The organism is Synechococcus sp. PCC 7335 (genome assembly GCF_000155595.1).
In the GTDB taxonomy this organism is placed as follows: Bacteria; Cyanobacteriota; Cyanobacteriia; order Phormidesmidales; family Phormidesmidaceae; genus Phormidesmis.
The window spans coordinates 1-25,394 of record NZ_DS989907.1; the positions used below are offsets into that span (position 1 = coordinate 1).

The following is a 25,394-nucleotide window of genomic DNA, read 5'->3' on the forward strand; positions in this document are numbered from 1 at the left end:
GATGACAGCACTCGAAGGCGAGTCTATCGTTTGCTTTGCTCTCGTCATCCCTCGCAGTCACGGTCAGGATCTAAGCCAATGCCATCAGGAAGACGGGTTTCGCATAGAGCGTTTACCCTGAGACAGGGCAGGTAGAAAGTAGAGAAAACCATACGGGAATACCTTCAGGAAAAGCGTTTTGCTTGCAAAGCGCGGTCACGCACTGCCTATCTATCCATCGTTCTCTGGTGCGTCACTGTTTTAGTTACTTATGCAGAAAACTGAGTTAGAAGGCTGATAGATAAGATGTGGCAGTTCAGAACACATAGTGTTTTGGTGGGACTTGAGCCTTACCTCCCATATTCGTAACCACTATTTATGTAACAACGCCGCAATTAGATACACAAAATGGCCATATGCATACACTCAATCTTGAGAACAAGTCGAGCGAGAATCAGTTTGAAGGCTATAACGAGCCCATAACGGCAGTCAATTTTCGCACTGAAGGTATTGAAAGAGAAGGACAAGACAACGCAAAATCCCTTGAATGGGATCTAGAATTTAGACCGGAAACAATACCACCACCAGTCATTCAGCAACTCCTATTTGCTTGTGCCGAAGTCGTTATCCTAACAGGGCTCATAACTGGTGCAAACGTCATTCTGGAAATTGATGGAGATAAGATAGAGACCAAAGCACTTGATGGTATTCTCGCTATCGAGGTTTCTGCATTGGATGAAGGCGCTCAGGTACGGGCTAGACAGGAGTTCGATGGGGATAAAAGCAATTGGAGCAAGACTGCTATAGTGGTGCCCCACCCTCGCAGCTTACCAGCACCTCGCATCGTTGATTATCCCTATGAATGCGCTAGATTCGTCGTTGCAGAGAACCTGTTCGTCGGCGCTAGGGTACGATGCGAGGTGAATGGTTCCCCTGGCCGTGTACAAAGGGTTAAAGACAAACGGCAGGCCATTAGAACATCCCAAGCCTTATCGCAGGGCGATCTAGTCCGAATAATTGTCACTCTTTGTGAGGAAACCAGCACTGGAACACTCGAAGCTATTTCAAAAACTCAAGCTGTTCAGCTCGCGCCTAACCCTCTTCCAGTCGCCACGATACCAAAGAGTTCCATCGTCATCGACAACGACCGAATTAAAGTTGAGCAGGTTCTCGTAGGTACGGGTGGTAAACTCTCCAACCTCAATACAGGGAATGAGGAGTTCTATTCAAATATATGGGAGTCTTCCTGGTACTTGCTCAATAAGCCCATCAGAACTAAAGACCAGTTTACTTTTGAGCATCGCCTTTGCCAATCTGGTAGCCCATCGGCCCCGGTTGTTGTCAAGGAAGGTGATCCCGATCTAGGCCAATTGACCAAGCCAGTAATTGCCCGTCCGTTCTGCCCAGGCAATACAATTTTCACACTCTACAATTGCCTGCCTGGAGCTCGCGTTGGCCTTCTTCTTGATGGTAGGCCCGTTGCGTTGGCTGTCGCCTATGCTCCCACTGTTACACTTGCCATCGATCCTACAGTGCTTGTCCGATCTGGTCAGAAGCTTAAAGCCTTCACTTATTTAGTACCAGGCAAAGTTGAACTGTCGAATGAAGTTGAAGTCATAGCTGATAGCAACGTATCGATCACTGTGGATAGCGCGATTAGTTATGTTAACCCCGATGGTGACCGACGCTACGGCATTGATTTCGCAACTAGCTCACACCTGTTCGTCAAAGTGAAGTCCTGCTGCGATGAAGCAGGTCAAATCGTTCCCGCCGCCACTGTGTTAGTGAATGAAACGCCGGTCACATCTAGGGTAAAACTCTATCCTGCTGGAGAGAGTTGCTTCGCTGGCTATGTCCTCATTGAGGAAGAGCTACCACTTGGACGCTATGAGGTGCGTATCGAAGGGATCTGCGGCAACCGGACAGAAAGCAAGGAGCTGTGGCTTCATAGACTAGCACCTGGCGAGCGGGACCAACAAAGTCCGCAGCTATCACTTACCGTGACCACTAGTGATGGCGCAAGAGCCACCATCACTGACAAAGATCGTCAGCCGATTCAGATGAATGCCTGGTTTAACGAGCAATTCGATGCTGTACTAAAAGCTGAGGATCAATCAGGACTGAGGGCAGTAGTGGTCTCTTGGAATGGTCTGGTGCGAGTTCTAAGCAATAGCCTCGTAACGTACAACTATCAGAAACAGTCTCCAGTCCCAACAGATTTGCTAATGAGATCCAACTGGATACCTATCGGACTCGGCAGCCTGTATTTAGATGCCGCTGCTATCGATCTTACATCCTTTCGCCAGATGTCTCAGACGGCGCAAATTGAACTTGAGATAAAGCAGCGTACGCCAATTCTGCGGGAAGTTAAACCAACCAGTACTTTTGGCGGTAGCACAATCACCTTACTCGGCGACTTCTTCAATACACCTCCACAAACAACGCTGTTGTTTTATGAAATGGGGGTTGAAAAGGCTCGCATCGATGTAACGGCCAGCGTGAAAAAGACAGAGATAGCATCGGTCACAGTACCACAGCTTTCTCCAGGACAGTATGAGATCAGTATAGAGACAGGTCCTAAGCCGGAGCGTAGCTTATTCCTGCCCTTTCAGATCAAGCGTCAGCCAGACCCATCACCACCACAGCCACTAAGCAAAACCGTTGCTCTCAACTTTTCTAGAAGAACTCAGTTTAATGGATTTAATAACAGCGGCCAGGTTTTCTTCGTACTTGACGACAGTTCTAACAATGTGATGAATACCACTGGATTTCCCTTTGTTGGAAAGGTTACAAATAACAGTCAAAACTATGGATACACCCTCTCTTATCTAGAGGTTAAAAATTCTGCTTGGGATCTTAAGAAACAAGAGTCGCTTCCAGAAGCGAGCCTAGTCGTATTACCTAGTACCACAACTTTCAGCGGACTGAATATACTAAATCCAAATGCACTTTGGGCACTCGTCCCATTCCCGCCCGGTGGTTTATACAAAGATAGTCATACTTTGACTTTTGAGCTATTTGATCGCACTCCATAATCTGAGACGAGCGATTTGAGGTAAATAGAGCTATAACCCTCATATCTATTCATGCAACACTATGAACTAGGGGCAATGGACCTGTCAGACTTTACGAAGCTAAAGTGACCGGAGACCACAGTCAACGGATTGCCCCTGTTCACAGCTTCGCTACTTTAGGGCCTGCCTATCTAGAGGCTGAGGCGATCGCCCAGCAGAATCGTCTAGCCTTCTGGTCTAATCCCAATCCCATCATGCCTTGGGACTTTAGAAAACAGCGACGGTAAGCAGTTAGAGAAGGTGGCGATCGCGCTGCTTCTCTATCATCCACTATCTATATCTATACTCAATGTATACTCATAATTCTATGACTGTTTTATACTCGTAATAGGTATGTTAAGGTACTTACACCTAAACTGAATGACGCACTCCCACGCCTCGACGAATTCATTCGTGTCGCTTTTTATTAAAGTAATTTGAGTAACACGAATGAACTCTCCACTACGCCAAAGCCAGCATCTCAGCGATCCAGAAAGAAGGATCGGATAGGGCGATCGCGCTCTCGAGAACCTACTCATCAGCAGGCAAGAACCGCTCTAAAATAATTGACATTGAATGGTGACAATACTGAGTAACCGCCCAATTGGGCATTCTTTAATCATACGACACAAGCTAGTGCGAGAATGGCTGATACCCCCCGACAGAATTCCTTCTTCAATCGTGAGATTGTCCCAGCGCCCATCACTCGACATCTTCTAGAGCAAACGCTAGCTATTCAAGACTGGCACCCCGCCTTTACAGGTCGGTGTCCTACCTGCAAAAGACTCATGCAGCAAACCAGTCCACCAAGAGTGCATTGGGATTGCCGATGCGGATGGCTAGATGACGCTATATAGGCTCGTGCGATCACCCACTAAGCTTATAAATACCAACTGTAAAGGACAAGAGATTCGGGCTTGTGTATTTTCACATCTAATCGATATCCAGTACAATTAAGATAGCTAAGTACAGTTGTACTATTATTGTGGGGCAGAGGTAGATCATCCTAATGTTTGCAGAATATCAATCATCTTGGCCAAACCTCATCAGTCCTGTGCTAGAGATTGCTGCCTATGAATACCTTTGGACTCAGTACCCTAGTGTGCCTAAGCTAGCCAAGCTCTTTGCTTCGTTTAACCATGAGTTGCCCTCTGTCATAGCACGAGAGCAAAATGCATCGCCTGGAATAATCAAGGCGGTTAAGTGCAAAATAGCTGACCTTCTTCCTTTCAGAAGCTTTTCTGCTCTATTTTATGGAGACTTCGAGTATCCAACAACGCTTAGGGATGCGAAAAATCCAATAGAAGTTCTCTACTATCAGGGCAATTTAGATCTGCTTTCCTCTAAAGCTGTTTCCGTTGTTGGTAGCAGGAAGCCTACAGACGAGGGCCGCAGGCGTGCAAGGAAGATTGCTCGTTTGCTAGTAGCAAGCGACTTTACTGTGATGTCGGGGTTAGCGACTGGCATTGACACTGAAGCGCATCGAGCAGCCATTGAGGCAGGCGGCAGAACTATCTCTGTTATCGGCACAGCGCTGAATGAGGTTTACCCAAAAGAAAATGCTGAGCTTCAGAGAAAAATTTCAAAAGAGTTTCTACTGGTTACTCAGGTGCCCTTCTACCAGTATTCAATGCAAGATTATCGCCGTAATCGAGGCTTTTTCCCAGAGCGCAATAAGACCATGTCGGCACTGAGTCAGGCCACTATCATCGTTGAAGCTTCCGAGACGAGCGGCACTCTAATTCAGGCTAGAGCAGCACTACAGCAAGGCAGAAAGCTCTTCATATTAAAGTCCTGTTTTGATAGAGGGTTGGAGTGGCCAGAAAGATTTCTCAAGCGAGGGGCTATCAAGATTGAGGACGGCTCTGAAGTACTAGAGCAGCTTCGATAGATATGACCGGTGATGCAAGATGGCGACGGACTGATGATTCTGTTTGGCTCGCCAGTTGCCCTGAACACAAAGACCTAAATCTTATATACGGACGCATTTACACAGTCGGGCAAGGATACCAATTCTCTGATACCAACCAACAAATCAGCAATCTCAAGATTAAGCCTAGCGAGACTCAAAGATTGCATTGGAAGCGAGTAGCTATCCAAAAGTTTGCGGATGAGCTAACGGCTCTGTTGAAGGCCAATATTCCCAAAGACCGCTCTATAGCACTCATTCCAATGCCGCCTTCTAAAACATCTAGTCATCCTGACTACGACGACAGAGTATTACAAGTGGCAATGGCGGTAGCAACCAATCTATCGACTGTCAGATGCTGGCCTGTACTGGAATGCGTCGTAAATAGAGAAAGCTTGCACTCTGGTAGCGCACCGAGGACAGTGCGAGAGGTCTACAGTAGTATCGGCATTAATAAAGCGATCTTCTCTAGCTGCAACGAAGACGAGATCTTTTGCCTGCTCGATGATGTACTCACGAGCGGTGCTACCTTCTCGGCTGCACGCAACAAGCTGCTAGAACAATTTCCTGGGAAGAAAGTGTCAGGCATTTTCTGGGCTAAGGCCGAACAAACGGAAACAGATGATTGGTAGCAAAAGCGATCACACGGGGAGAAAAGTGACTGCGTTGGAAAGCGATCACTTTGAAAGTAGAGATCGCTCTGCTGCTTCACTGTCATTAACTATCTATATCTACACTCATCATTCTGTAACTGTTCTATACTCAAAATGGATATAGTAGCGTTGGGGATTAGGAGCTAATCATGTGATCGCTCTGGAAGATAAATGTCTAGCGATCGCTCTATGGGAAAGCAGCTACCGATAGCTGACTGTTTATAGAGAAGACACTCACTAGCATCATCCTCGCAAGCAGCACGACCAATCTCAGCGCCATAGAATCGGAACCGGGGCGCTCATGCCTGCTGTTCGCAAGCAGCTAGATGCTGGGGTTGCCTCATCCTATCGCTCACGGCAGTCGCTGGTAGAGAAAATTGCTTTGAATCGGGGCAATCGCTTTGGAAGATGGAGGGGTAGTGATCGCACTATGGGATAGCGCCCGCAAGGGAGCACTTGCACCGACCAACAATACCGCTTCAGAATAGCGGCACTCCCTCAATACAGAAAACTATCTACACTCACTGCTATCGAATAGAGAGAGATTTAGTCAACTGTTGGGCGCACCTTTGAACCTCTCTCATTAACTAACCACTCACGCGGCTACAGGTGCTTTGAGGTGATGGCATATACAATTGCTCCTATACAATGCCAAATAATTTGGCACAAGCAGAATGTCGAGTGCCGTGCCAAATTATTGGGCAGCTTACTGCTCAGTCAGCGTTGTCGCTTGGCATAGCGCCCTAGCTAATCATTTCTTCCTTGCTAGGGCTTTAGGGTGCGTTGAGTGACTTGAGGCTACGTTGTAACGGGCAGCAGTAGTAGAAGCGATCGCGCTGATAGAAAAGCACAGGCAGCAGGCAACACCCTAGACTTCAGGCTCAGTCCTAGTCTTACTGCTTTCATGCTGCCAGCGGCGATCACGCTCGGGTGAACTACAGGTGAGGGGGCGATCGCTCCATTGACTCCATCGGCAGCCGCCTTCTCTCCTGTTCCCCAGCATTAAGGTAAGTCCAAGCGATGATAGGCGTTAATGATGTCGCAGATCGCACGCTACGGCGGTTCCTTCGGGAACTCTATACACGGGCCTATCTGTACGAATTTCTGCAAGATTACTAAAGGAATACGTCAATTTTGTTCAAAAAAACCACACTATTGAAAATGAAAAACTTAAAACTAATTGCCCTTGGTTTAACACTTTTCGCCAGCACTGCGCTCTTAGGTTGCGATCAATCTACCGCTTTGAAGAGCGCCGAAGAGATGCGTCAGGAGTTTAGTACCCGAGATGAAGTCGTCGTCCGTGCAGTACAGGATATATCGGACGTATTTGAAAGAAACAGCCCAGTTGATCAGATGGGAGACTACGAGTTCTTTCTTCTTTACGAAGCTCAGACTGCTTATAATACGGACAATCCAGACTTCAGCTGCGACTTCGGACGCTGTGGCGCAGTGATGTACACAGACAATTTCTGGCGAGTTGCAAGAGAGTTCTCGAAAAAAGAAGCTGAAGTGTTGGGTTTTGAGGGTCTAACAAAGGAGATAGCCAACCGGTTTTTGGAGATTCAGGACGATTCTTTCTTGGCGCTGAGTCGTGAAGCCGCAGAAACAGAAGCTACCTTTATCGCGGGCATCATCTTAGACAGCTATGGATTGGACAGCTAGGCAATCTCCTAAAGTCTTTGCAATTCTAACCTTCAAGGCAGATAAATCAGCAGGCTTTGTCGAATAGCGCAGCGCTTGCGGTCTCGGGGAGGGAAGGAGAAGACTCAGACGCTATGCTGAGGCCCCTGACAGTTTTACACCGCTCACAGTAATGGACTGGGAGCAGATGTTTGCTATCACAGCTACTTTGAGGCGTATGGCCAAGAACCTACCTTCGATGAAAGTTGGATTGCTGAACTGACTGGCGATAAAGATACCTTCTACTTCTCTACTCAGACGTTGGTTAATCAGCCAATACCCCTGCCGAGACAACAGAGGCCAAGGCAGAAGCAACAACCCCTCGATGAAGCGGGCTTAGACTCTGATATCTTTGACTTTGACCAGACCAGCAATTCAGCTCTCACTATACCGGCACCTAACCTGAATTATGAACCCTTCCCACGCCTCGATGAATTTATTCGTGTCGTTTTTTATTATGACAATTTAAGTGACACGAATGACTACTGGAAGATAAGAGGCCGTGATGGGGCAATAGCGATCGCAATGCTAGAAAAACAGTCAACAGACGATGACAGCACTCCATAGCGGGACTATCAGTCATACTCTTACAATCTCTCGCAATCGCGGTTAGGGTCTAGGCTAATGCCGTCAGGAAGAACGGTGTTGCAGAGGATGGCCTTGGTTAGATCCTCCTCGGTAGCGTTCTCAACTTATAGTATTCGAGCAACGCCTGCTCAACCACGGCTGATCGATTTTCCTCTTTCTGCAGTTGCTCTAATAGGTCAGCGTCAATCCGTATCGTGATTTTTGCCTTGGGAGAATCGCCATGAGGCTTTGGGCCTGGCCGAACAGAAGGGCAACATCCGCGCTCCTTGGCAGCGAGGCTCTGCAGACATTTTCGGCAAGTGACGCGCTCGATCTCCATTGTGCTGTCCGAACCAATCGGATTACCTAGACCGCAGGCACTGAACCCTGCGACCGTCTTCAGATGAGTTGTGATTTTCACGCCTCCACCTCGTAGGGATTGGGCAGAGTATCAACAAATATTGGCTGAATCTTCTCGATCCGAGCTTCTAGCCAGTCGGCCATCTCAGACTGGTGTTCTTCACACCAGTCGATAACCTCTAAATCCTCGTCGTCTTCTTCAGCATCTTCAATAGCCTCTAGCGCTAGAGGCTTCCACTCATCTAGCAATTCATGGACTCGGACCACCCGCACTGACGCGACATCTCTCGGATGCACGGCGAACCAGACACCGCCGCCATCTTCAATATCAGAAGCCTCAATCACATGCAACCACTCGTAGCCAGAGTCAATCGTGTAGTCTCCGTCCACGTCAGTCAATCCTAAGATCGCCTCAACTACTTCAGGTAGTGAGCCCCAAACCTGGAAACCCTCAGTCCGATTATCGATAACACCGACTCTCCCGTCGGCAATCCATGCGTCGTTGTAGGCCCAGTGAGTGGGTAGCTCGTTGCGGGTTTTTTCTAGGCGATAAACAAACACTTGAATCACCTCAATATCTACACTCATATAATACGTCAGACGTAATACAGAAGCATCCGCATTTATGATTATCTACTTTAATTTGAGACAGGCGCACGCGATCACCTTCTCGTATAGCGATTGAGCTGGCGATCGCTGCTTGAATTCTTTCCTATACTCGATTGTCCTGAAACATCATCGACACCAGTGACACCATTGACACCAGTGGAGTAGTCAAGGCTCGGGCGATCGCGCTGGTAGATAAAGGGGTAGCGATCGCTCTGGGGGAAAGCAGTATTGGCATCTACTGCCTGGGGATTTCAGCATCTAGCTCTGCAAGTGCCGCCTCAAACTCTACCTGCTCTTGAAGTTTCTCCGCCTGCATTTCAGCATGGTACTCACACAGCCACTTCTCAACTTGATCCAACTCATAATCTACAAGTGGAGTTGGTATATAACTTACTAGGTTAATGCTTCGCTTTGCTAACAGGCGCTTACGTTGCATTATTTTCTTGCGGTATTCGTGCTCTTTCGTTGATAGTTTTCTGAAGGGGAAAGGGAATCGCATGACTTTAATCAATCAGAAAAATCAGTTTCTAAACTTGGGGCTTTTCTTTCTCCCCATTCGACTAGGATAGCCCCACACCATTGTCGTAAACACTAGGTTGTTCTGGGTGCGTCATCTCGTAGACCTTCAGCGCTAATTCTTGGCTATTGCGATAGGGCTTCCAGTTCGGATTATTCAGCCGAGACTTACCAGGCTGTCCTGTGCGGCTAAGAGTTTGCTGTGAGTTGGACGCCTGATTAGCTGACAAAACATATGTTCAGATGCTGTCAGACGGACAACCGCCACGAGTGAAGGGGGGCGATCGCTGTTTGTATTCATTCCTATACTCGATTGTCTATACTTGTTTCTCTAAGCCTGACATCACACTCGACATAGACTGCAGATAAGGCGAGCACTCTGTCCAGAAAATTGATGTCACTAATATAAGCGATACCGCAAATAGACAGTGGTGAACGCTGCAATGGACGACTAGGAGGCTGTTGAGTTCCCAGTTGTTATGATTACCGTCAACGTGGTGCAGGTGAACCTTCTCATCACTGAGTAGTTTTGGTTTGCACAGTCCACACGTATGGCTTTGCTTGAAGATTGTCTTATTATCATACGATATAGTTATTTTTCTTTCGAGCCGAAAGAATATGATTGTCCTATTCTCAAAATCAGCCATTGTTGTCGCAGAACACCTTCACCAAAGCTTTGTTAGAGGTTCGTTTTTGTTCTATAGCTCTGATGATTTTCGGGCGGCGCGACAAGCGATAAGACTGTCTGGGCGACAAGCAATCATCCTAAACTTTCTGCTGCGCACCGCTTGTCTAGCAACACTATCTGTCGGTAGCGCACTGATTCTCGTTCTAGATTTATGCGCAGGCATCATAGTTGTTCACTTAGGAATCCTACTGGGATGCGTTTCTATATCCTTAGATATCCTGAAATGTCCTCAATCAACAAGAGAATAGTCAGGTTTAACGATGCCCTTACCGTTTGGATTTAAGGATCGTTCTACTCTTGGAACGTACTGAAAGTCTTTTTTGGATCACGGCTGTTGAAGCGACGACCCTAGCCGCGCTCTTACTGGAGAAGGAAAGCAGTAGGGAAAAAGCAAGCGATCGCTCTGGTCGGTGAAGGCATAGTGACGATCACTACCGAGCGAAAACCAATGAATGACAGCAAGAAAATCGATTAGCGGATCTATGGGTTTGTCGATTAGTGCTGCCTCCTTTGTCAAGGCTATCCACACTCTCGTTTCAATAGAGCAAAGGCCCGACTGCATATGACTGACTCGAAGCAGGCTGTAGCGCCGACTATATAGGCTTCTCAGCCATAGGTATGCTTGCAGAACTTCACAAGAAGACGATTCACAGCACAAGCGTAGGTTTGGCCTCGAACCGCTTGCTGTATAGCCACTTCGCAACCATGCTTGCTAGCTTTCTAGCGCTCTGATTTCCTTCAGTTCTAGCGTGTGATGAAGTGGGCGTCACTCCTCGGGCGGTAAACCAAAGGCGTCTGTCAAGGCCGAGATGATAACATCAGTCATCGAGCGACGGTTGCGTTTGGCTTCAGCAGCCCAGTGGTTACGGTAAGACTCAGGCACTTTAGCACCTACGTTCACCATCCTTTCTTGCTTTACTTTTTTCTGGTTTTCTGGTTTTGATTTCTTATGGTTTTCCAGCTTTACTTCGAGTTCTGGCTCTGTTGATTGTCTAGCTTTATTAAGGATTGCTCCATACTTACTCTGGTTTTGATTTTCACTCACTTCAATAGCTCCATTACTTCTTCGCCCAGCTTTTCATAGTCGATCCAACCCATCCGATCGCCGCCCGTGAGGTCACGAACAGGCTTCCCGGCTAGAGCTGCTTTGCTAAAGCCAATACTCCGACGAATCATTGTATTGAATACTGGCACACCAGCTTCTTGTAGCTCTGTGCGCATCGTTTCGCCGTCTCGGTTCGGCTTCGGCGGTACGATAGCAATGAGGGTGCGGTAGTTCGCGTCACCTAAGTCATTGGCGGTCTGCATCATCGGTTCAAGTGAGACGACATCGGGTAGGGTTGGCAATATCAATAAGTCGCATCCTTCAGCCAGTTCTTTTAGATCTGATGAGTCGGGGCGAGCAGGCGTATCAATGACAGCGTAGTCGTAGTTCGCGATAATTTTCATCGCTTTACGCTCGTCCACAACATCGAAGGGTAACTGACCTCTTTCACTCCATGCGATCGCCGTTCTATTGGGGTCGCCATCAATCAGCAGTACTTTGCCCTGATTACTGAGATAGGTCGCCAAGTGGATGGCGGTGGTCGATTTGGTCACGCCGCCTTTATAGCTAGTGACTGTGATGAGTTTCATAGAAAATTTCTAGAATTCTGGTTCTACTTACAGAGGGGAATGGGCTATCAAACAAACAAAAAAAGCACAGTAAAAAGAAATAGCTACATCATGAAAGATACAAAACCAGAAATATGGGAAAAGGGAAAGATGGCTTTCTGGTTTTACCTTCTAAATATACTTCACAAATGCAAAATAAATGAGCTGATCTCCAAAAATCTGGTTTTCTGGTTTTCTTGTATTCCATCCCAGCAACAGCAGGACGGGAAGGGAGGCATAGATGACGACTTCTACGGTTTTCTGATTTTCTGGTTTTCTGGATTTATGACATTCTGACTAGAGGTGCGGATAAAAGGTTGATACAACGAAGTACGGGCTATTACTTAATAATAGTTGATTGTTTGGTTTTCTGGTTTTAAGGAAAGATGGTTTTAAGGAAATGCAGACTTCTATTTGCCAGCGCCATCATACAGGGCACTACATAGGGTATGGACTTATTGGTCGCTTCATTACTAGAGATACCTAAATTATGGAAATGCAGAAAACCAGAAATATGAAAAAGGGGAAACTTAGAAAGATGGCTTTCTGGTTTTACCTTTCAATGAATGTACTACACAATCGCACGACTGGATAAGTTGATCTCTAAGAGTCTGGTTTTCTGGTTTTCTGCATTTCGTTTCAGCGACAGTAGCAAGAGTGAAGACAAACCACAGTCAGCCAGTCATAGGAAACTATGCTTGTAAGTTGGCTACTCCAAGCTTTGTGCAAATGGTTTTCTGGCTTTCTGGTTTTCCAGCTTGATGCCTTTTAGTTTTTCTGGTCATCATTGTGCTACTGTGATCAGGCTTACAGGGGGCTATAAACCCTTTGGTTTTATGGTTTTGTAGTTTGAAGTCAATTAGTCCTTTCTAAAAGGTAGTTAATTGCTAGTTAATTGCTAGAGGTATTCCAATTAGACATTCTTAGCTGACTAGCAGTCTCACTACCGATGTTTTTTACAACGAGCATACTCAGACTAAACTCAGACTACCCTTATCTCATTTAGCGATGCCACGCTGCCAAAACGCTCACTGTCTGCGCCGCTCAATCCGTTGAGGGGGCACAGGCTAAGGCTTGCTGGCTGGGTCAAACCTGTCACTCTAGGCGTTCTTACTATGCCAAGCATTCACTCAACAAGGCTATAAAGCGATCTCGCCAACGCAGTCAGCGGATTGACAGCATTGATATCCCGCTCTATGACCACGTATCGCCACCAGCGGTGCTGATCACCTTCTATCGGAACCGTACCGATGGCTCGTTCATGCGATCGCTCTTTCATGCCCCTCTTCGAGGATGCGGGGAAACCGATAGAAAGGGTAACTCCTATTCATCTAATAGGAGTTACCCAAGCTCAGCTCAGACGCCATATCCAAACGGTTATTGGTATTCTTCAGGCTAAGTTCGGCCAAGACGTTACCATCACTCAAGACCGACAACCCGCTGCCGCTTGTCCCCTCTGTCGGCTGGAGAATACGATAGATGGCTGAGACCACAACTAGGCTCAATGCTCAGCAATGGCAGCAGGCACAAGCCAAGGCTCAGCGGTTTCGTGCTCAACTCATAGCACTCTCTCACAAAAATAACCCGCATAACTTCTATCTCGTACTCTTTGCAATCGCCGCCAGCCGCATTCAGGCCGATACCGATGCATTCTGTGGCTTCGCTGAACAAGTCTTCGAGGAGATTGAGGCGTATGGCCAAGAACCTACCCTCGATGAAAGTTGGATGGCTGAACTGACTGGCGACAAAGATACTTTCTACTTCTCAACTCAGTCGTTGGTTACTCAGCCAATACCCTTGCCGAGACAACAGAGGCAAAAGCCTCTTCCTTTACCTGATAGAACCGTCAATGGCGATCGCCGTTACACAGGCGGTGCAGTCCGCTGAAGAGGCGCTTAATGTCGCTCATGCAGAAACTGTTAACGCCTGGATTCAATAACTCAAAATCTCGGCGCAGGCGGTACAATATTATCAATTTAAGTCGCCTTACTCATCGTACCTAACTACGCGTTGGAGCGGATGGACGGAACACACGGACGAGAGGCTTTTTCTAACCACCGCTCAATTTGAGGCCGTTATGCATTTTGAGGTCAGTGCATGGATGAAGGAATTCAAGAATTCATAGAGATGGGATGCGGAAAACCTCAAGAGAGCAGGTTCTTCGCCAAGCAAGGTCTCGGAGCAGAAGTCCATTGGTTTTTTACGCAGGCGGTCCAAGCACTGAAAAGTGAGCTTTATTTACCAGCATGTACAAGCTTCCTTAACGGTATTGAAGCTTCGCTGAGAGTTACGATGCATCAAGTGAAGAACCCTGGCAGAGTTGAAGAACTAGATGCTACTCAAACACTAAGCAATAGACTTGTAAAATCTGCACATGAAGCAGGTCTGCCAGTAGGGGCTCTAGCTTTCCCAGAGGAAGATAATTTTCTAGAAAAACTAGAAAGCAAAAAACCCAATAAAGTTAATATAGAGGTCGTGCGTGTTCGCCATAACCTTTGTCATGGCAATATTCTGGAATACATAAATACTGAATTGGGTGAGGATAACGCTTTTTTAACTCCTGAGTGCTGTAGAGAGCTTGCTCATCTTCTCTACAAAATCTCAAAAGAGTGGGCAAAGCAACTTGGAGTATTCAGGCGGGAACTGTTAGGCGACCGAACTTACTCGCCAACTCATACGACATAAATGGCTCTGTTTCAAGAAGTTGCCAATGATAGAATACCTCCATTATGCTGAGGTCCATGCTTGCTAACAAGTTAGTGCAGTGTGTAGGCTTGACGTTCAGTTGCAGTGGCTAGCAATGGCCTAACTGCATATAACTTACTCATTGAACGCTGTAGCTCCCTCTATACATAACTTTCGGCTATAGCGATGCTTGCAGAACGTCACAGTAAGACGACGCACAGTCAAAGGGTGGTTTTTACCCCGAACCGCCTGCTGTGTCAGCACTTCGCTACCATGCTTGCTAGCTTCCTTTGACATAATAAGGGCACCGTCACCAAAAGTGATGCAGATGGGAGCTATAGTGGCGATCGCCCTGGTAGAAAAAGGTGTTATCTTCGAGGAAGATAGTTGGGGTACTTACCCTCGGGTTAGGAAATTAATCATGGCTAAGTACAATTGGAATCAACTCTTGCGATCGCTAACCCTGGCTATCGAGATTGATAAAGAACAAGAGAACAATACCTTAGATAAGGATATTGACGTAGAGTCATTTAGCTCACACGACATTACCGAAATTGCTCTAGAAACGGGTATCTCACAAGTCGCGATCACCACGGCTATCGAAGAGCTAGAGACTGTCGAAGAGATCAATTCTTTGAAAAGTAATAAAGAGACAGGTGGTCTCGATGACAGTCAAAGGTGGTTTTCCGCATTTGCAATTGTGTTGGCCATTTGGTTGGGAGCGCCGTTTCTCACTTTGATCCCAGATTTCTTGCTGGTCAGTTCATATGAAGCTCTGGCAGGGAAAGTAGAGCCACGCATCGAAGCGGCTGCTGCTTTCCATAGCCAAAAATCTGAGGTCCCCGTGATTCCGTCTGTCTCTGTAGAAATAAGCCAGAAGCCGAAAACGGTTTCAGATGAAGTGCTGATAGATATTCGAAGTGAATTGATAAGCATTCCTCCAAGACTGTATCAAACAGTTGAAACAGCTATAGCTCAGAAAATTATTGAAGTAGCTGAAGCCTATTTCCACCACGACTCCCTTTTTTCGGGGGAAGCCTATACACAAACAAAGTTAAATCTTATTTGCGGGTTTGCATTAACAATAGGTCTATATATATGCTCCCTCATTGCCTACAAACTGCTTAGTTCATTCCCTATGAATTGATGATTACGATCTGCACACCCCCACCTCGGTATCAGGTGGGGGTAAAAATTATAGGTTCTTAACCAAGATTGACAAGAATATTTGAAAGCAAGAAAAGATTGTCCAGCAGATAAGCAGGCTCCCCATCAACGGATAGCGAAGAGACAGGTCAACCACAATCAACACCCTCCGTAAAAGGGCGACTGGTAGGATGTATAGTAGTCCGACCAACTGGCGAGGCTTTATTTTACTCCTATAAGAATGAGGACATCCTACTACACCTATAACGAGTACGCAGAATGGGCAGGAAAAGATGAGAAGACGATCTAGCGTCAGAAACATCTCCGGTATTTAGGTGCTTAAAGGGGATGCCCAGAAGAATTAACAAAAAGTGTGTGTATAGCCTGCGCTGCTACTCGCTATCGGGAGCTAATATGCAAAAGATAACGACGTTTCCCCCAATTTGGAGACCCCAAATTAACAATAAAGGAGCTATCTATCAACGTTTCCCCGCTTATATTTCTGACGATCAAACCACTGCCAAGATGATATCCAAATCTCTGAACGAATTGAGTTGGAAAATCTTCAACAGTGTATCTGACCGCAAACGATGTGCATAACGTCATAGGCGTTTGCACAGGAAAATCTGGATGTTTTAGTAGAATGTTAAATTCAACATCTAGACCACTTTGTTGGAGAAACGTCAGTAGCTCAGAGGGATTCACAGCATTGTCTAAGCCTGCATGAACGCTCGATATCGCAAACTGCTGCATCTCTAATAACTGAGCACATTGCGACAGTGATGCCTTATATAAGGCTGGCCGGAAGGGAGTACGTGAAGCTTTATCTCTGAGCTTAGTCAAAATATTCCGCCAAAATATATTGGGTAGCGGCTTTCCTCCTAAGATAGTCTCTACCCTAACTCGCATCTCATCTCGCGGCGGTTTTTTGCGATATCTCAGCAATCTGTCAAGCAACATAGGACGCAGATGTCACACACCCAATCCAAAAAGTACTCAGCTATCCCGATACTATCGCACTATCACCTTGAGCGGCATCCGAAAAGGACGTACATTAGGATATTGAGGAGTTAAGCGCAGAGTCAAACAGTGGCAGGCGTTTGGCGTGAAAACCTCTCTGAGCCAAGCAATCGCTTTCCTCTAAACCAATGAACAGCCGATCGCGCCCTATTGAAATAGAAAGACTCTCCTTTATCTATATCTATACTCTTTATTCTGCTCTTTTAGACTCCGAATAGATATGATAGCGTTGGTGATTAAGAGTTATGTACTGGGTCTATAGTCATGTGGTCACTCTTTAAGAACCGCTATAATTTCCAGAAATCCACAATCTACTCTGTCTCTTGACTAAATAAAATTTTGCAAGCCAATGATAAATCTACGCCTAACTTCGGGAACACGCTGGTTTTATCTCTACGCTGTCTTTCTTCTGCCTCTAGCCGTTATCTTTTCTAGACTTGGCTGGGAAAGTCTGCTTAGCGATGTCGTTTTTTGGATGACATTTAGCTACGAAGGCTATATCTTATTCGGACTAGTAGATGTGGTCAAAAGTAGCTCTAAAGAAGGCCCAGAGGAAGCAGAAGAAGAGAAAGAGAATAAGATGATGCTTCTGCTCTACTACCTCGCATCAGGCGCTCTAGCAACTTGTGGGAGCCTAGTTGCTTTCTTTGTTTGGCATGGAATGACCGATCAGCTAGAAGAACTATTCTTCCCTGCTGGTGAGACCTTATCTCCGGTATTCTCCCTGGCTACCTTCGCTACCCTATCTCTCATTGCTTTAATCGGTGCATTCGATGTCGTTGCCGCTTACTTCAACAGAATGACTTCTTCGCCTAATTGAGTGTTTAGCTGCGACGAGATTTCAGCAGAGGCTACTCAGTCCGTTCTCTTGCTGAATGCTGCCTATGCAATACTTAAACAACCAATGGATCAGAAAGCCTACAATAGCTGAATAGCAAAAGTACGAACCATCACTTCAGGACAGACCAGCGTAAACAGTCTATAGCGACACGCTCGGTGGGAGAGGCTTCATAATAAAAATTACAAACGATTGCCTTCCAATCTCGCCTTAACCATTTGCACTCTCTCCAGCAAATTCGGATAAGCGGCTTCTACAGCTTCCTCTACCTTCGCTCGAATATCGGCTCGCTGGCGATCGCTATCGTATAGCTGGAGTAGCGCTTCATAGTTCGTACAATCGTAGTACAGATAGGTTCGTGCTATCTGGTAGAGAAAGTCAGCATCGTCTGAGATAGAAGCAGATAGACCATAATTAAAAGTGTTGTAACGGCTAAGGGCTTGCTTTAATAGCGCTTCTACAGACCAGGTAGGGACAATAAAGGCCAATCCATCTAAGAACATGTGAAAAGACTGATGAGCTGCTTCTTGACGTTCCTGTTCTGCAATAGAACGGGTTCGCGCTGCCTGCTGCGCCGCCTGCTTTCGCGCTGGGCGCTGGGCTAGAACGTTCGCTAACTCAGCCGCTACTTCATTTTCTGAGGCAATGCGCTTCACTCGATTGAGCGCATAGAGATGCATCGCAGCACCACGCCTATAGTGAGGATTTTCGACCAGCAAGTCCGGCTCTAGTTGATACTTTGCGATGAGACGATCTGTCCATCCATATTCCTTCTTCAAAGTAGTTTTGACCACTAGCTTAGCGTCCTTAAACTGAGCAGCTAGCTCTAGCAAGATAGTTCTTCCGGCTTTGGTGTTGCCTCTAACGGACTTCACCCCCCCAGGGTAGCGGATGTAGCCAAACTCCCAGGCTGTTACTAACGCCTGCTTTAGTTCGGCCCATTGCACTTTGCAGTGACCAGTACGCTTAGCGTATCGCGCTCGATTGATCGTATACCGTAATGCTTCGTAGTCAGGCCGTTTGGATTGCCGTTTCACAACTTTGTATTCTTGCTCCCTCTCTCAAGATAACAAACCTGATGTCATTTCATGCCTGATAAAAGCGACCGTTAGTAAGACTGTGCCAAATATGATGCAACCTCTCATCATCATAATTAAATTGGGGTTCAATACCAGCAGAGAACGTTCATGGACTCATAAAATCCTCCCTTTGCGTGCTGGGAAAACCAAGTTTCGATCGAGGTTTCTGGCCATCTCAAAAGCCGGTTCAAACAAACTGCCTCGATAATCTATTGCCAAATTCGTCACATTAGTGAATTCATAATTAACCAGATCGTCGCAGACCGCTCCTGGCAGATACAGGCATACATCTGTCTCATCTGCCGAAAATCCATCATAGTCACTATTCTCTTCTCAGTTGAGGTATGTATCCCGCACATTCTTGACAGTAATCATGGCTAACAATTCCACCGTCTTCTCCACAGTAGATGGTATATCCAGTCGTCTCTCGACAGTCTTTACAAAGGGGCCGATCGCATGTTTCGTATAAAATATCGCTTTTTAGCAATCCTGTTTCGTATATTCGTCTACGAGTGAAAGCATTATCATCTTTCAGTTTTACTTCGCTTATTGTCTTAGGGTCTTGAAGGATTCGACTGACTGTTGGCCCCCACTTCATTAGCCACCGGGGGATGTATCCATCACAAACTAACGTCGCAGGTAAGCCACATTCAACACACAAAATGGCATCTTCACCAACGACTTCTCTAATCTGCTCTGAGGTGAATCCCTTCTCTGCTAGCGCTGATGACGCCTTGTATAAAAGATCTTTTTCCATAAGACAAGTTGTCTTACCCTTGGCTAATGGTAATTGTTCGACTAGCATAGCTCAACACCCTAAATCTCAGCCTCTATACCTGTGTCCCATAACATGACATCACGCCCGATATAATCGAGCCGCATACAACAGGGCTGAAAGGATATCATCCTCTTCCAAATCATCGTAGCCCGACAGAATCTCTGCATGGCTCATGCCTGCACTTAGTAGTTCTAGGATAAATTCTACTGGGTAGCGCAAGCCCCTGATGCAGGGCTTTCCATGACAGACCTCTGGATCAATAGTTATCCTTTCTAGCAGTGTGCTATCCATAACAAACGCTTCGTGTTGAAAGCGACTAGTCTCTTTCAGTCCTGTCGGCGGTGCGCGGTCACACACTCTTTCAAATTCTTTGTAGAATGCGAGAGCAACAGAAAACTACTCATCATCAACCCAATAACACCCGATTTTATCAGCGTGTACTCTTGTCATCACTGCTAGAGCGACACGAAATCTGAAGTTGAGTGAGCGCTAGCGCTTTTTTCTAGAGAACAGTTCCGACAGAACCGCAGCCGTTGTGATAAAGGCAGCACTGATAGCTACGCCAATTCCACCCCCTCCTATAAATCCGTCAAATCTTGTCGATATCGCTGTACCAACAAAGGTGGATACTACTAAATAGGCAAACCATGCTGTCATCGAATTAATTTTCCATAGTACTTCAAGGTAGGTAACCTGTACGAAGAATAACAATAAATAGGAGACAGCAATGATAAAGATAGTCATAGGCATAATTAAACTTCCTTCTATTGAAGCGATCGCCCAGCGACGAAGCACAAACTCCCGCGTAGAGGTAATTTTTGAAGTTGACTCCTCTCGCCGCTAAGCACTAGGCGCTATAACGGGAGATTCCTGGGCTGTACACCCACAGTTTGGTTTACTCTCGAAGTGAAACAGCTCTAGTTGTACAGATGAGACTATCTCTGAGCAAACCAAATTCTTAGGCTCAACAGCTAACGCCGCTGATAACTCCACCTGGCGGTGCCCTGTTAGTGCAGGACTAAGCGTAACTTTCCGACTGACCATCGGTAGATTGGGTAACCCAATACGGATACGGGCTCTATCAGCAATCACGACGCTAGCTTGGATGTCCGCGTCGTCATGATGCCCACAGGCTTCGCATAAAAACTTTTCGCCTTCACGGTTGTTGGTACTCACATAGCCACAAGCAGAACACGCCTGACTGGAGAACCGCGCCGGGACTGAAACGACCCAGTTTCCTAGCTTGGAAGCTTGATGTCTAAGCTTCTGTTCGAGGCTGAACCAAGCAGCATCAGCAATCGCTTTGTTTAGTGCCGATTTTGCTTTTTGTCCATTCTGGGTGAACCGACCACTTTCATCTTGTTTAGGCTTACACCGTTTTATCATGCCTTTGACATTCAGTGCCTCAAGGCCAATGACATCAGCCTTAGCCGCTTCTTTCTTCGCCAACTTCCATTGGAAGTCAGTCCTGACTCGACGTATCTTTTGGTGGACTCGACTGACCTGACGCCCTGCCTTGCTTCGATTTGAAGAACCTTTCTTCTTTCTAGAAAGGCGACGCCGGCGAATCTTGAGACGACGCTCGAAGCGTTTGCTAATTTGAGGATTTAGAACCACTTCTCCGTCAGCACCCGCCACTATCTTTCTAATACCTCTATCTAGTCCGGTTACCGTCTTGAGTGCGGCTAGCGCTTTGCATGAATAGTCTGCCACTTCAGGGTAGTCGAGTAAGGCCACCACATAGAGCCCGTCCGCCTCAAACATTAGGTGCGATTTGCATACTTTGTAGTGACTACCGAGGGTGCGAGATTGAAAGTACTTCATCCAGCCCAATGAAGGAATAAACACTTTGCGGGTCGCTTCATCGAAGCGTACAGTTCCCGGCTTGAACTCAAAGCCTCTCACATCAGTCAGCTTTTTGAACCGGGGAAAGTTTGCCTTGCCTGAAAAGAACTGGTTGAAGGCCGCGTCTTGCTGTCTTAAGGCTTGCTGTAGGACATCTGCATTCACCGACTGATACCAAGGCCGCGACACTTTCATCTCTGGCAGATAAGCGGAATGCATCTCATAGGCAGAACGCTTGCTCGGAGGTAGTCGCTGGCCTTTCTTCACCTTCTTACCATCGCGCTTTGCTACTCGCTCTGCCTTCCACGGATAGCCTACTGAGGCTGAACGGTTGACTGAGCAAGTCAGTGGGCAAGCTTCGGCTTGGTGACGCAACGTACAAAACGGACCTAGCGCAAAACTGTCTGCATAGCTATTGATCCGGTCTGCTAAGCAAAAGTTCTTCAAACTACGTACCATCGGTCGCCAAGCATCGACTTTTCGTCGCTGTTCTTGGGTAGGGTTCGTTTTGAACTTAACGGTTAAAAGCACAAACGTTGCTGTTAGACTGTCTACAGTATATCAAATTATCGTGTTTTGGTGAAGCCGAGCTATCACAAAGAATATAGGTCTGTTTATAAACTTACCGTGCATATTGTCTTTGTTTGCAAGTATCGACATCAACTGTTGAGTCATCAGCGACTAGGCGTCGTAGAACAATCTATTACCAGCACTTGTGCGAAGTGGGACTGTACGGTATTGGAGATGAACGGAGAGCTTGACCACCTGCATTTTGTGATTGACTACCCGCCTAAAACGGCGCTTAGCAAACTTATTGCTAACCTGAAAACTGTGTCTAGTCGGTTGTACAAGAAACAGTTCAACCATGACTATGCCCTTTGGTCGGGGTCTTACTTTGTGGCAACTTGCGGGGGCGCACCCCTTGAACAAATTAAGCACTACGTCCAGAATCAAAATCGGCCTGAAGCCTAAGTGCCTGACCTTAATTCCGCTCATCGCTAAACTTTGCTATAGCGGGAGTCCCCTTAAGGAAGAACGATAGTTAAAGCAGAGCTGGGTCAGGATAACAGCGAAGAGAAATTAATCTGTCAAAGAGTTTCTACTTCAGAATCAGAAGTTCTGGCTTGGGAACGTCAGCTTAACCGGGAGCGACAACGCTAGTAATCGAACGAACACAGAGGCGCGGCTCTATGGTTAACGAACAACAATATGAAGGCAGCACTAATAGTGAAGCCGAGCTGTATGATCTTCTAGAACTTCTTTCCAAAAAGTCTAAAAGGGTGGTCACAAACGGCGACAATGCTTATTCTCAGTCTTCGTCTGTATCAGCCATCTTTAACGTACTGGAGTCCGCCAACGGTAAAAATTCAAGGTTCTTAACCAAGCTTGGGAATAGCATCAAACAACAAGAAAGGATTATTCAGCAGATAAGTAGTTTCCCCCTCGATGTTCGATTAAGTATAGAGGAAAGTTTGAAACACAAAATTGCTACTAGGAAAGCTACCTTGAGTTTCTTTCTAGGCAACGCTGACGTAACCCTACTATACTTAGCTATTCTACTGCTATGGACATTAGATATTGGTCTATTTCATTCGGATATACCTTCTAGTTTAATGGTTGTAGTGACCACAGCGATCGCCGTAGTCTATCCTCTAAGAATTCTTCTGTTCCATAGAGTTCAGCAACTGGAGTTAATGGTTCACTGCCTCGAATGCGCTAAAGTTCGATAATTCCATTCATGCAGTGAATCGACATATGCGTACATCCGAAACCATCAGAAGAGTACTTGCGCATCTAGGTCACATCACTCCTATTTTCTCTGACTGGTGGCAAAAACTAACAACGACTGACCTGTCTCTACCTACACCGAAAAGTCTATGTCTTAATTCGCAAGACTTTGTAGACTACTTCGAGAGTTCGATGGTCTCAGGAGAGGCTTTACTGGATCAAACTGCCCAAAAGCAGCTCAAAATAAAGAATGATTGCGACAAAATACTAAAAAAGATTTCTCGGGCCTTAAAAGACTGGTCACCTAGCAAAAAATATAGTGGAGTTCAAAGTGCGCGAAGTGCAACTTATGTACAGTCATGAGTTATTACCTGAACGTCTGAATGATAAAGGGTGGGAAATTGAGGAACCCTATTCGTATGAAAGTAGTCGGTGCGAAACCTACTGCTCAGACTCTATCCTAATCTTTGAAGGCAGGCGATCACTCTCTGTAGATAAGATTGGGGTGACTGCTCTCCTCGCACTATCTATTGTTCTGATTCTCTCTCAATTGTTTGTGTTCATGATTATCCTCTTCTATTATCGTATTTTGGGGCTGATTTAAAGTAAGACTAGGTATCACATCGATTACTATTTGAAATAACTCTAGAACACATTCAAATGCCTCTGCCATAAATTCAAAAACGTGCATCTCTCTAAATCCTAATAAGAGCTTGATGATCGGTATGCGTATTCTGATCAAGACTCCGTTGTACTGAATTAGGCGAAAAAACATTAACTTCAGCCCCGTCAGTCTTGATTAAATGGTCAATATCAACGTACCTGTAATGAATCCAAAGCTGATAGTAAGGGACCGTCTCTTCAGTAGTTAGAACGGGCTTCTCAACAGGTACTTCGTAATTAGATCCAGGATCTTTTAGCTTTGGTCTTGAATACATGATTCAGGGAAGATGGATAACATAGTTCTAATTTAATCTATCTCTAGATTGTAGTAGGTCAGACTACGCCAACGGTTTCTATTGCTCTGTCAAAAAATATAAGGCCAAAGTGCCACACGACAAGGCTCAACCACGCCTCTACTAGCTTGGTGCAGTTCGGCTCTTCCTCTGGCACCAATCTGGCTTAATTCTTCTGAGCACAAGTATAACTATTGAAAGAAACGGCATTAAATTTGTAATATGGGGTTAGCCTTCTTTAACTACACTAAACACTACTGAACACTAAGTTACTCACTCTACCAATTGCTATCCCCATTAAGCGTACTCAGTACCGAACAGAGCATCCAGCTTTCGGAGGAGATGTGTATGAGCTTCTTCATCTAGGGCTTCCCAAGCTGGCTCATCGTCCAGCCAACCATTGCCTTCAATATCTAAATTAGCATGATATTCCAAGTACAAAGTGACCAGTAAGGCAGCTTCGTTCTGGTCAGCAGCAGCCCCTACAATGTTCGCGATTGGTTCGATAAGCATAAATCTCTCCCATGATTACTTTTATACAGTCTGAGGTGCTGATCGGACGTTAGAGTACAAGAATCGAACCGACGCACAGCGAGCGAATCACTTTATGCTGTCTAACTCCTCCGCACCACTGATTCTTGACATCTACACCGAGGTAACTATGGTTTGTTCTACCTTTCCTTCCTGAGTTTTCTAGATAGAACGCCTTTCACTCAGGCTTCTCAGGAACAAATAGCAGCTGTTCTGCGGATATTGCCGGAGCAACTTCTTGAGCAGAACAGTCCATCATTTCTCGAATATTCTGTTCAGCTTGATGGAGGTTGTCTGCAATTCGCTGGTTATGCTGTTCGATAGCTGCAATAAGTTGGTCGGCCTTAGCAAGCTTCATCCGGTGCGCCTCGCTCCTGATAGCTCGCAACGACTCTAGGCTTTGGATTTTGGTCAGCTTCACTGAAAATCTCCTCGATATATACGGATCAACTCCATCGTCACTGTACCTGTCACAAAAACTAGTGCAAACGGCGAGAGCGACCTTAGCCAATTCATCTCTGGCCAGTGTTCTATAACAAATACTAAGGCAATCAGAAACGCAAAAGCAAATATAAATGGCCTGCCCACAGATAGGGGCCAAAAAATCCGCTTCCCGACCACAATAACCGCATCCACTGGGAGCGCTACGAGATAGAGTGCTTCCCAATTGCGCTGTTTCGTACCTTCTATCCCTAATAGAACTCTTCCCAAAAGAGTTCGCTTTAGCACCTTTTTTCGAGCTAACTTTTCATAGTAGTAAAGAAGTTCGTTCATTAGTTTATCTATGAGGCTCACACTTTCAGCGGCAGATTGTTCGTGACCTATCAGTTGATCAATTGGCCATTGCCAAAGAACTGCTTTAGTTTTTCGCGAGTTTCCTCTGGCGTATCAGATTTAGATTGTAGTATCGCGCCACTTTCTACCTTGCTCTGGAGTCATAGTCAACGTGAGCGGCTCCTTCCAATACGCATCGTCTGGCTCAGAAATAACCTCTACTAGCTCGCTTTGCATTGCTTCTAGGTCTATGTCGTTCGATATAATTACGCTCTTTCCAGACCTTGCTGTACCAAAGACGTTAATACCACGAACTTCCTCGAAGTCAAGGTTTAGATAGTCCATCA

The 25,394-nt window shown here is 46.1% G+C and carries 34 protein-coding genes; 16 read left to right on the plus strand and 18 right to left on the minus strand.

Translation table 11 applies throughout. The features are described from left to right. Positions 1-395 precede the first annotated feature (395 nt). The 8 genes from S7335_RS24155 (at position 396) to S7335_RS24175 (ending at position 7,841) form a co-directional block, all read left to right on the plus strand. Positions 396-3,014, plus strand: a complete 2,619-nt coding sequence (locus tag S7335_RS24155; protein ID WP_006458727.1) for an IPT/TIG domain-containing protein — start codon at positions 396-398, stop codon at positions 3,012-3,014. Between the two features lie 104 nt (positions 3,015-3,118). After that, entirely contained in the window at positions 3,119-3,280 is a 162-nt protein-coding gene (locus S7335_RS28230) for a hypothetical protein (RefSeq protein WP_006458763.1), read from the plus strand. 396 nt (positions 3,281-3,676) lie between these two features. After that, positions 3,677-3,889: a hypothetical protein gene (locus tag S7335_RS27165; protein ID WP_006458708.1), complete on the plus strand. Its 213-nt coding sequence runs from the start codon at positions 3,677-3,679 to the stop codon at positions 3,887-3,889. Positions 3,890-4,041: 152 nt separating this feature from the next. Continuing rightward, positions 4,042-4,923 carry a DNA-processing protein DprA gene (locus tag S7335_RS24160; protein ID WP_006458764.1) on the plus strand — a complete coding sequence of 294 codons (882 nt, stop codon included), beginning with the start codon at positions 4,042-4,044 and terminating at the stop codon, positions 4,921-4,923. 2 nt (positions 4,924-4,925) lie between these two features. Then, positions 4,926-5,573, plus strand: a complete 648-nt coding sequence (locus S7335_RS24165) for a hypothetical protein (protein ID WP_006458757.1) — start codon at positions 4,926-4,928, stop codon at positions 5,571-5,573. A 322-nt stretch (positions 5,574-5,895) separates the two neighbouring features. Then, positions 5,896-6,033 (plus strand): hypothetical protein, encoded by a 138-nt coding sequence (locus S7335_RS28235; RefSeq protein WP_006458808.1) that lies wholly within the window; start codon positions 5,896-5,898, stop codon positions 6,031-6,033. A 722-nt stretch (positions 6,034-6,755) separates the two neighbouring features. Next, positions 6,756-7,256 (plus strand): hypothetical protein, encoded by a 501-nt coding sequence (locus tag S7335_RS24170; protein ID WP_038020195.1) that lies wholly within the window; start codon positions 6,756-6,758, stop codon positions 7,254-7,256. Positions 7,257-7,535: 279 nt separating this feature from the next. Beyond that, positions 7,536-7,841: a hypothetical protein gene (locus S7335_RS24175; protein WP_006458765.1), complete on the plus strand. Its 306-nt coding sequence runs from the start codon at positions 7,536-7,538 to the stop codon at positions 7,839-7,841. A 97-nt stretch (positions 7,842-7,938) separates the two neighbouring features. Here the strand turns inward: S7335_RS24175 and S7335_RS24180 are convergent, their stop codons facing one another. The 9 genes from S7335_RS24180 to S7335_RS28650 form a co-directional block, all read right to left on the minus strand. Further along, positions 7,939-8,262 carry a hypothetical protein gene (locus S7335_RS24180; protein WP_006458731.1) on the minus strand — a complete coding sequence of 108 codons (324 nt, stop codon included), beginning with the start codon at positions 8,260-8,262 and terminating at the stop codon, positions 7,939-7,941. Continuing rightward, entirely contained in the window at positions 8,259-8,789 is a 531-nt protein-coding gene (locus tag S7335_RS24185; RefSeq protein WP_006458869.1) for a hypothetical protein, read from the minus strand. The genes S7335_RS24180 and S7335_RS24185 overlap by 4 nt, the downstream gene beginning before the upstream one ends. Before the next feature lie 124 nt (positions 8,790-8,913). Continuing rightward, complete coding sequence (locus S7335_RS29340) at positions 8,914-9,045, minus strand: hypothetical protein (protein WP_255346498.1); 132 nt, start codon at positions 9,043-9,045, stop codon at positions 8,914-8,916. Beyond that, positions 9,046-9,168: a hypothetical protein gene (locus tag S7335_RS29345; RefSeq protein ID WP_006458737.1), complete on the minus strand. Its 123-nt coding sequence runs from the start codon at positions 9,166-9,168 to the stop codon at positions 9,046-9,048. Positions 9,169-9,370: 202 nt separating this feature from the next. Next, complete coding sequence (locus S7335_RS27545; protein ID WP_006458790.1) at positions 9,371-9,556, minus strand: hypothetical protein; 186 nt, start codon at positions 9,554-9,556, stop codon at positions 9,371-9,373. 783 nt (positions 9,557-10,339) lie between these two features. Next, entirely contained in the window at positions 10,340-10,576 is a 237-nt protein-coding gene (locus tag S7335_RS24200) for a hypothetical protein (protein ID WP_038020203.1), read from the minus strand. Between the two features lie 204 nt (positions 10,577-10,780). After that, entirely contained in the window at positions 10,781-11,059 is a 279-nt protein-coding gene (locus S7335_RS24205; RefSeq protein ID WP_006458822.1) for a hypothetical protein, read from the minus strand. After that, on the minus strand, positions 11,056-11,649 hold the full coding sequence (locus S7335_RS24210) for a ParA family protein (RefSeq protein ID WP_006458820.1): 594 nt from the start codon (positions 11,647-11,649) through the stop codon (positions 11,056-11,058). The genes S7335_RS24205 and S7335_RS24210 overlap by 4 nt, the downstream gene beginning before the upstream one ends. Positions 11,650-12,793: 1,144 nt before the next feature. Further along, on the minus strand, positions 12,794-12,946 hold the full coding sequence (locus S7335_RS28650; RefSeq protein ID WP_198011503.1) for a hypothetical protein: 153 nt from the start codon (positions 12,944-12,946) through the stop codon (positions 12,794-12,796). Between S7335_RS28650 and S7335_RS24220 the strand changes: the two genes are divergently transcribed. The 5 genes from S7335_RS24220 to S7335_RS24245 all read left to right on the plus strand — a co-directional run bounded on the left by S7335_RS24220 (position 12,945) and on the right by S7335_RS24245 (position 17,338). Further along, a complete protein-coding gene (locus tag S7335_RS24220; protein WP_038020209.1) occupies positions 12,945-13,154 on the plus strand; it encodes a hypothetical protein in 210 nt (69 codons plus the stop codon). The genes S7335_RS28650 and S7335_RS24220 overlap by 2 nt on opposite strands. Further along, positions 13,147-13,554, plus strand: coding sequence for a hypothetical protein (locus S7335_RS24225; RefSeq protein ID WP_006458856.1), 408 nt, complete (start codon positions 13,147-13,149; stop codon positions 13,552-13,554). Before S7335_RS24220 ends, S7335_RS24225 begins: the two co-directional genes overlap by 8 nt. A 210-nt stretch (positions 13,555-13,764) precedes the next feature. Then, positions 13,765-14,352: a hypothetical protein gene (locus S7335_RS24230; protein ID WP_006458722.1), complete on the plus strand. Its 588-nt coding sequence runs from the start codon at positions 13,765-13,767 to the stop codon at positions 14,350-14,352. A gap of 328 nt (positions 14,353-14,680) precedes the next feature. Beyond that, positions 14,681-15,499 carry a hypothetical protein gene (locus S7335_RS24235; protein ID WP_006458844.1) on the plus strand — a complete coding sequence of 273 codons (819 nt, stop codon included), beginning with the start codon at positions 14,681-14,683 and terminating at the stop codon, positions 15,497-15,499. A 1,368-nt stretch (positions 15,500-16,867) separates the two neighbouring features. Next, positions 16,868-17,338 carry a hypothetical protein gene (locus tag S7335_RS24245; protein ID WP_006458762.1) on the plus strand — a complete coding sequence of 157 codons (471 nt, stop codon included), beginning with the start codon at positions 16,868-16,870 and terminating at the stop codon, positions 17,336-17,338. A gap of 200 nt (positions 17,339-17,538) precedes the next feature. Here the strand turns inward: S7335_RS24245 and S7335_RS24250 are convergent, their stop codons facing one another. The 5 genes from S7335_RS24250 to S7335_RS24270 all read right to left on the minus strand — a co-directional run bounded on the left by S7335_RS24250 (position 17,539) and on the right by S7335_RS24270 (position 21,589). Then, on the minus strand, positions 17,539-18,393 hold the full coding sequence (locus S7335_RS24250) for a hypothetical protein (protein WP_006458742.1): 855 nt from the start codon (positions 18,391-18,393) through the stop codon (positions 17,539-17,541). Positions 18,394-18,757: 364 nt separating this feature from the next. After that, on the minus strand, positions 18,758-19,192 hold the full coding sequence (locus tag S7335_RS24255; RefSeq protein ID WP_006458702.1) for a hypothetical protein: 435 nt from the start codon (positions 19,190-19,192) through the stop codon (positions 18,758-18,760). Between the two features lie 99 nt (positions 19,193-19,291). Beyond that, a complete protein-coding gene (locus S7335_RS24260) occupies positions 19,292-19,570 on the minus strand; it encodes a DUF433 domain-containing protein (RefSeq protein WP_255346499.1) in 279 nt (92 codons plus the stop codon). 132 nt (positions 19,571-19,702) lie between these two features. Further along, entirely contained in the window at positions 19,703-20,008 is a 306-nt protein-coding gene (locus tag S7335_RS24265) for a hypothetical protein (RefSeq protein WP_006458736.1), read from the minus strand. A 45-nt stretch (positions 20,009-20,053) separates the two neighbouring features. Then, entirely contained in the window at positions 20,054-21,589 is a 1,536-nt protein-coding gene (locus S7335_RS24270) for an RNA-guided endonuclease TnpB family protein (RefSeq protein WP_006458718.1), read from the minus strand. Between the two features lie 48 nt (positions 21,590-21,637). Here S7335_RS24270 and tnpA point away from each other — a divergent pair, with 48 nt between their 5' ends. The 3 genes from tnpA to S7335_RS28240 all read left to right on the plus strand — a co-directional run bounded on the left by tnpA (position 21,638) and on the right by S7335_RS28240 (position 23,390). Beyond that, positions 21,638-22,030, plus strand: a complete 393-nt coding sequence (gene tnpA, locus S7335_RS24275) for an IS200/IS605 family transposase (protein WP_038020220.1) — start codon at positions 21,638-21,640, stop codon at positions 22,028-22,030. A gap of 218 nt (positions 22,031-22,248) precedes the next feature. After that, positions 22,249-22,788: a hypothetical protein gene (locus S7335_RS24280; RefSeq protein ID WP_006458823.1), complete on the plus strand. Its 540-nt coding sequence runs from the start codon at positions 22,249-22,251 to the stop codon at positions 22,786-22,788. A 347-nt stretch (positions 22,789-23,135) separates the two neighbouring features. Next, positions 23,136-23,390: a hypothetical protein gene (locus S7335_RS28240; RefSeq protein ID WP_006458871.1), complete on the plus strand. Its 255-nt coding sequence runs from the start codon at positions 23,136-23,138 to the stop codon at positions 23,388-23,390. Positions 23,391-24,039: 649 nt separating this feature from the next. Here the strand turns inward: S7335_RS28240 and S7335_RS24295 are convergent. From S7335_RS24295 to S7335_RS24310, 4 genes are all read right to left on the minus strand, one after another. Next, on the minus strand, positions 24,040-24,255 hold the full coding sequence (locus S7335_RS24295) for a hypothetical protein (RefSeq protein WP_006458774.1): 216 nt from the start codon (positions 24,253-24,255) through the stop codon (positions 24,040-24,042). Positions 24,256-24,451: 196 nt separating this feature from the next. Further along, positions 24,452-24,694, minus strand: coding sequence for a hypothetical protein (locus S7335_RS24300; RefSeq protein WP_006458816.1), 243 nt, complete (start codon positions 24,692-24,694; stop codon positions 24,452-24,454). Continuing rightward, on the minus strand, positions 24,691-25,047 hold the full coding sequence (locus tag S7335_RS24305; protein ID WP_038020228.1) for a hypothetical protein: 357 nt from the start codon (positions 25,045-25,047) through the stop codon (positions 24,691-24,693). Before S7335_RS24305 ends, S7335_RS24300 begins: the two co-directional genes overlap by 4 nt. 120 nt (positions 25,048-25,167) lie before the next feature. Further along, positions 25,168-25,392, minus strand: a complete 225-nt coding sequence (locus S7335_RS24310) for a hypothetical protein (protein ID WP_038020231.1) — start codon at positions 25,390-25,392, stop codon at positions 25,168-25,170. Positions 25,393-25,394: the final 2 nt, after the last annotated feature.

Excerpts from the sequence above, each read along its gene's own strand:
- S7335_RS24155 (WP_006458727.1), top strand. The coding sequence starts at position 396 with ATGCATACACTCAATCTTGAGAACAAGTCGAGCGAGAATCAGTTTGAA.
- S7335_RS27165 (WP_006458708.1), top strand. The coding sequence starts at position 3,677 with ATGGCTGATACCCCCCGACAGAATTCCTTCTTCAATCGTGAGATTGTC.
- S7335_RS24160 (WP_006458764.1), top strand. The coding sequence starts at position 4,042 with ATGTTTGCAGAATATCAATCATCTTGGCCAAACCTCATCAGTCCTGTG.
- S7335_RS24165 (WP_006458757.1), top strand. The coding sequence starts at position 4,926 with ATGACCGGTGATGCAAGATGGCGACGGACTGATGATTCTGTTTGGCTC.
- S7335_RS28235 (WP_006458808.1), top strand. The coding sequence starts at position 5,896 with ATGCCTGCTGTTCGCAAGCAGCTAGATGCTGGGGTTGCCTCATCCTAT.
- S7335_RS24170 (WP_038020195.1), top strand. The coding sequence starts at position 6,756 with ATGAAAAACTTAAAACTAATTGCCCTTGGTTTAACACTTTTCGCCAGC.
- S7335_RS24185 (WP_006458869.1), bottom strand. The coding sequence starts at position 8,789 with ATGAGTGTAGATATTGAGGTGATTCAAGTGTTTGTTTATCGCCTAGAA.
- S7335_RS29340 (WP_255346498.1), bottom strand. The coding sequence starts at position 9,045 with ATGCCAATACTGCTTTCCCCCAGAGCGATCGCTACCCCTTTATCTACC.
- S7335_RS24200 (WP_038020203.1), bottom strand. The coding sequence starts at position 10,576 with ATGCAGTCGGGCCTTTGCTCTATTGAAACGAGAGTGTGGATAGCCTTG.
- S7335_RS24210 (WP_006458820.1), bottom strand. The coding sequence starts at position 11,649 with ATGAAACTCATCACAGTCACTAGCTATAAAGGCGGCGTGACCAAATCG.
- S7335_RS24220 (WP_038020209.1), top strand. The coding sequence starts at position 12,945 with ATGCCCCTCTTCGAGGATGCGGGGAAACCGATAGAAAGGGTAACTCCT.
- S7335_RS28650 (WP_198011503.1), bottom strand. The coding sequence starts at position 12,946 with ATGAAAGAGCGATCGCATGAACGAGCCATCGGTACGGTTCCGATAGAA.
- S7335_RS24225 (WP_006458856.1), top strand. The coding sequence starts at position 13,147 with ATGGCTGAGACCACAACTAGGCTCAATGCTCAGCAATGGCAGCAGGCA.
- S7335_RS24230 (WP_006458722.1), top strand. The coding sequence starts at position 13,765 with ATGGATGAAGGAATTCAAGAATTCATAGAGATGGGATGCGGAAAACCT.
- S7335_RS24235 (WP_006458844.1), top strand. The coding sequence starts at position 14,681 with ATGGGAGCTATAGTGGCGATCGCCCTGGTAGAAAAAGGTGTTATCTTC.
- S7335_RS24245 (WP_006458762.1), top strand. The coding sequence starts at position 16,868 with ATGATAAATCTACGCCTAACTTCGGGAACACGCTGGTTTTATCTCTAC.
- S7335_RS24255 (WP_006458702.1), bottom strand. The coding sequence starts at position 19,192 with ATGGAAAAAGATCTTTTATACAAGGCGTCATCAGCGCTAGCAGAGAAG.
- S7335_RS24280 (WP_006458823.1), top strand. The coding sequence starts at position 22,249 with ATGGTTAACGAACAACAATATGAAGGCAGCACTAATAGTGAAGCCGAG.
- S7335_RS28240 (WP_006458871.1), top strand. The coding sequence starts at position 23,136 with ATGTACAGTCATGAGTTATTACCTGAACGTCTGAATGATAAAGGGTGG.
- S7335_RS24295 (WP_006458774.1), bottom strand. The coding sequence starts at position 24,255 with ATGCTTATCGAACCAATCGCGAACATTGTAGGGGCTGCTGCTGACCAG.
- S7335_RS24305 (WP_038020228.1), bottom strand. The coding sequence starts at position 25,047 with ATGAACGAACTTCTTTACTACTATGAAAAGTTAGCTCGAAAAAAGGTG.
- S7335_RS24310 (WP_038020231.1), bottom strand. The coding sequence starts at position 25,392 with ATGGACTATCTAAACCTTGACTTCGAGGAAGTTCGTGGTATTAACGTC.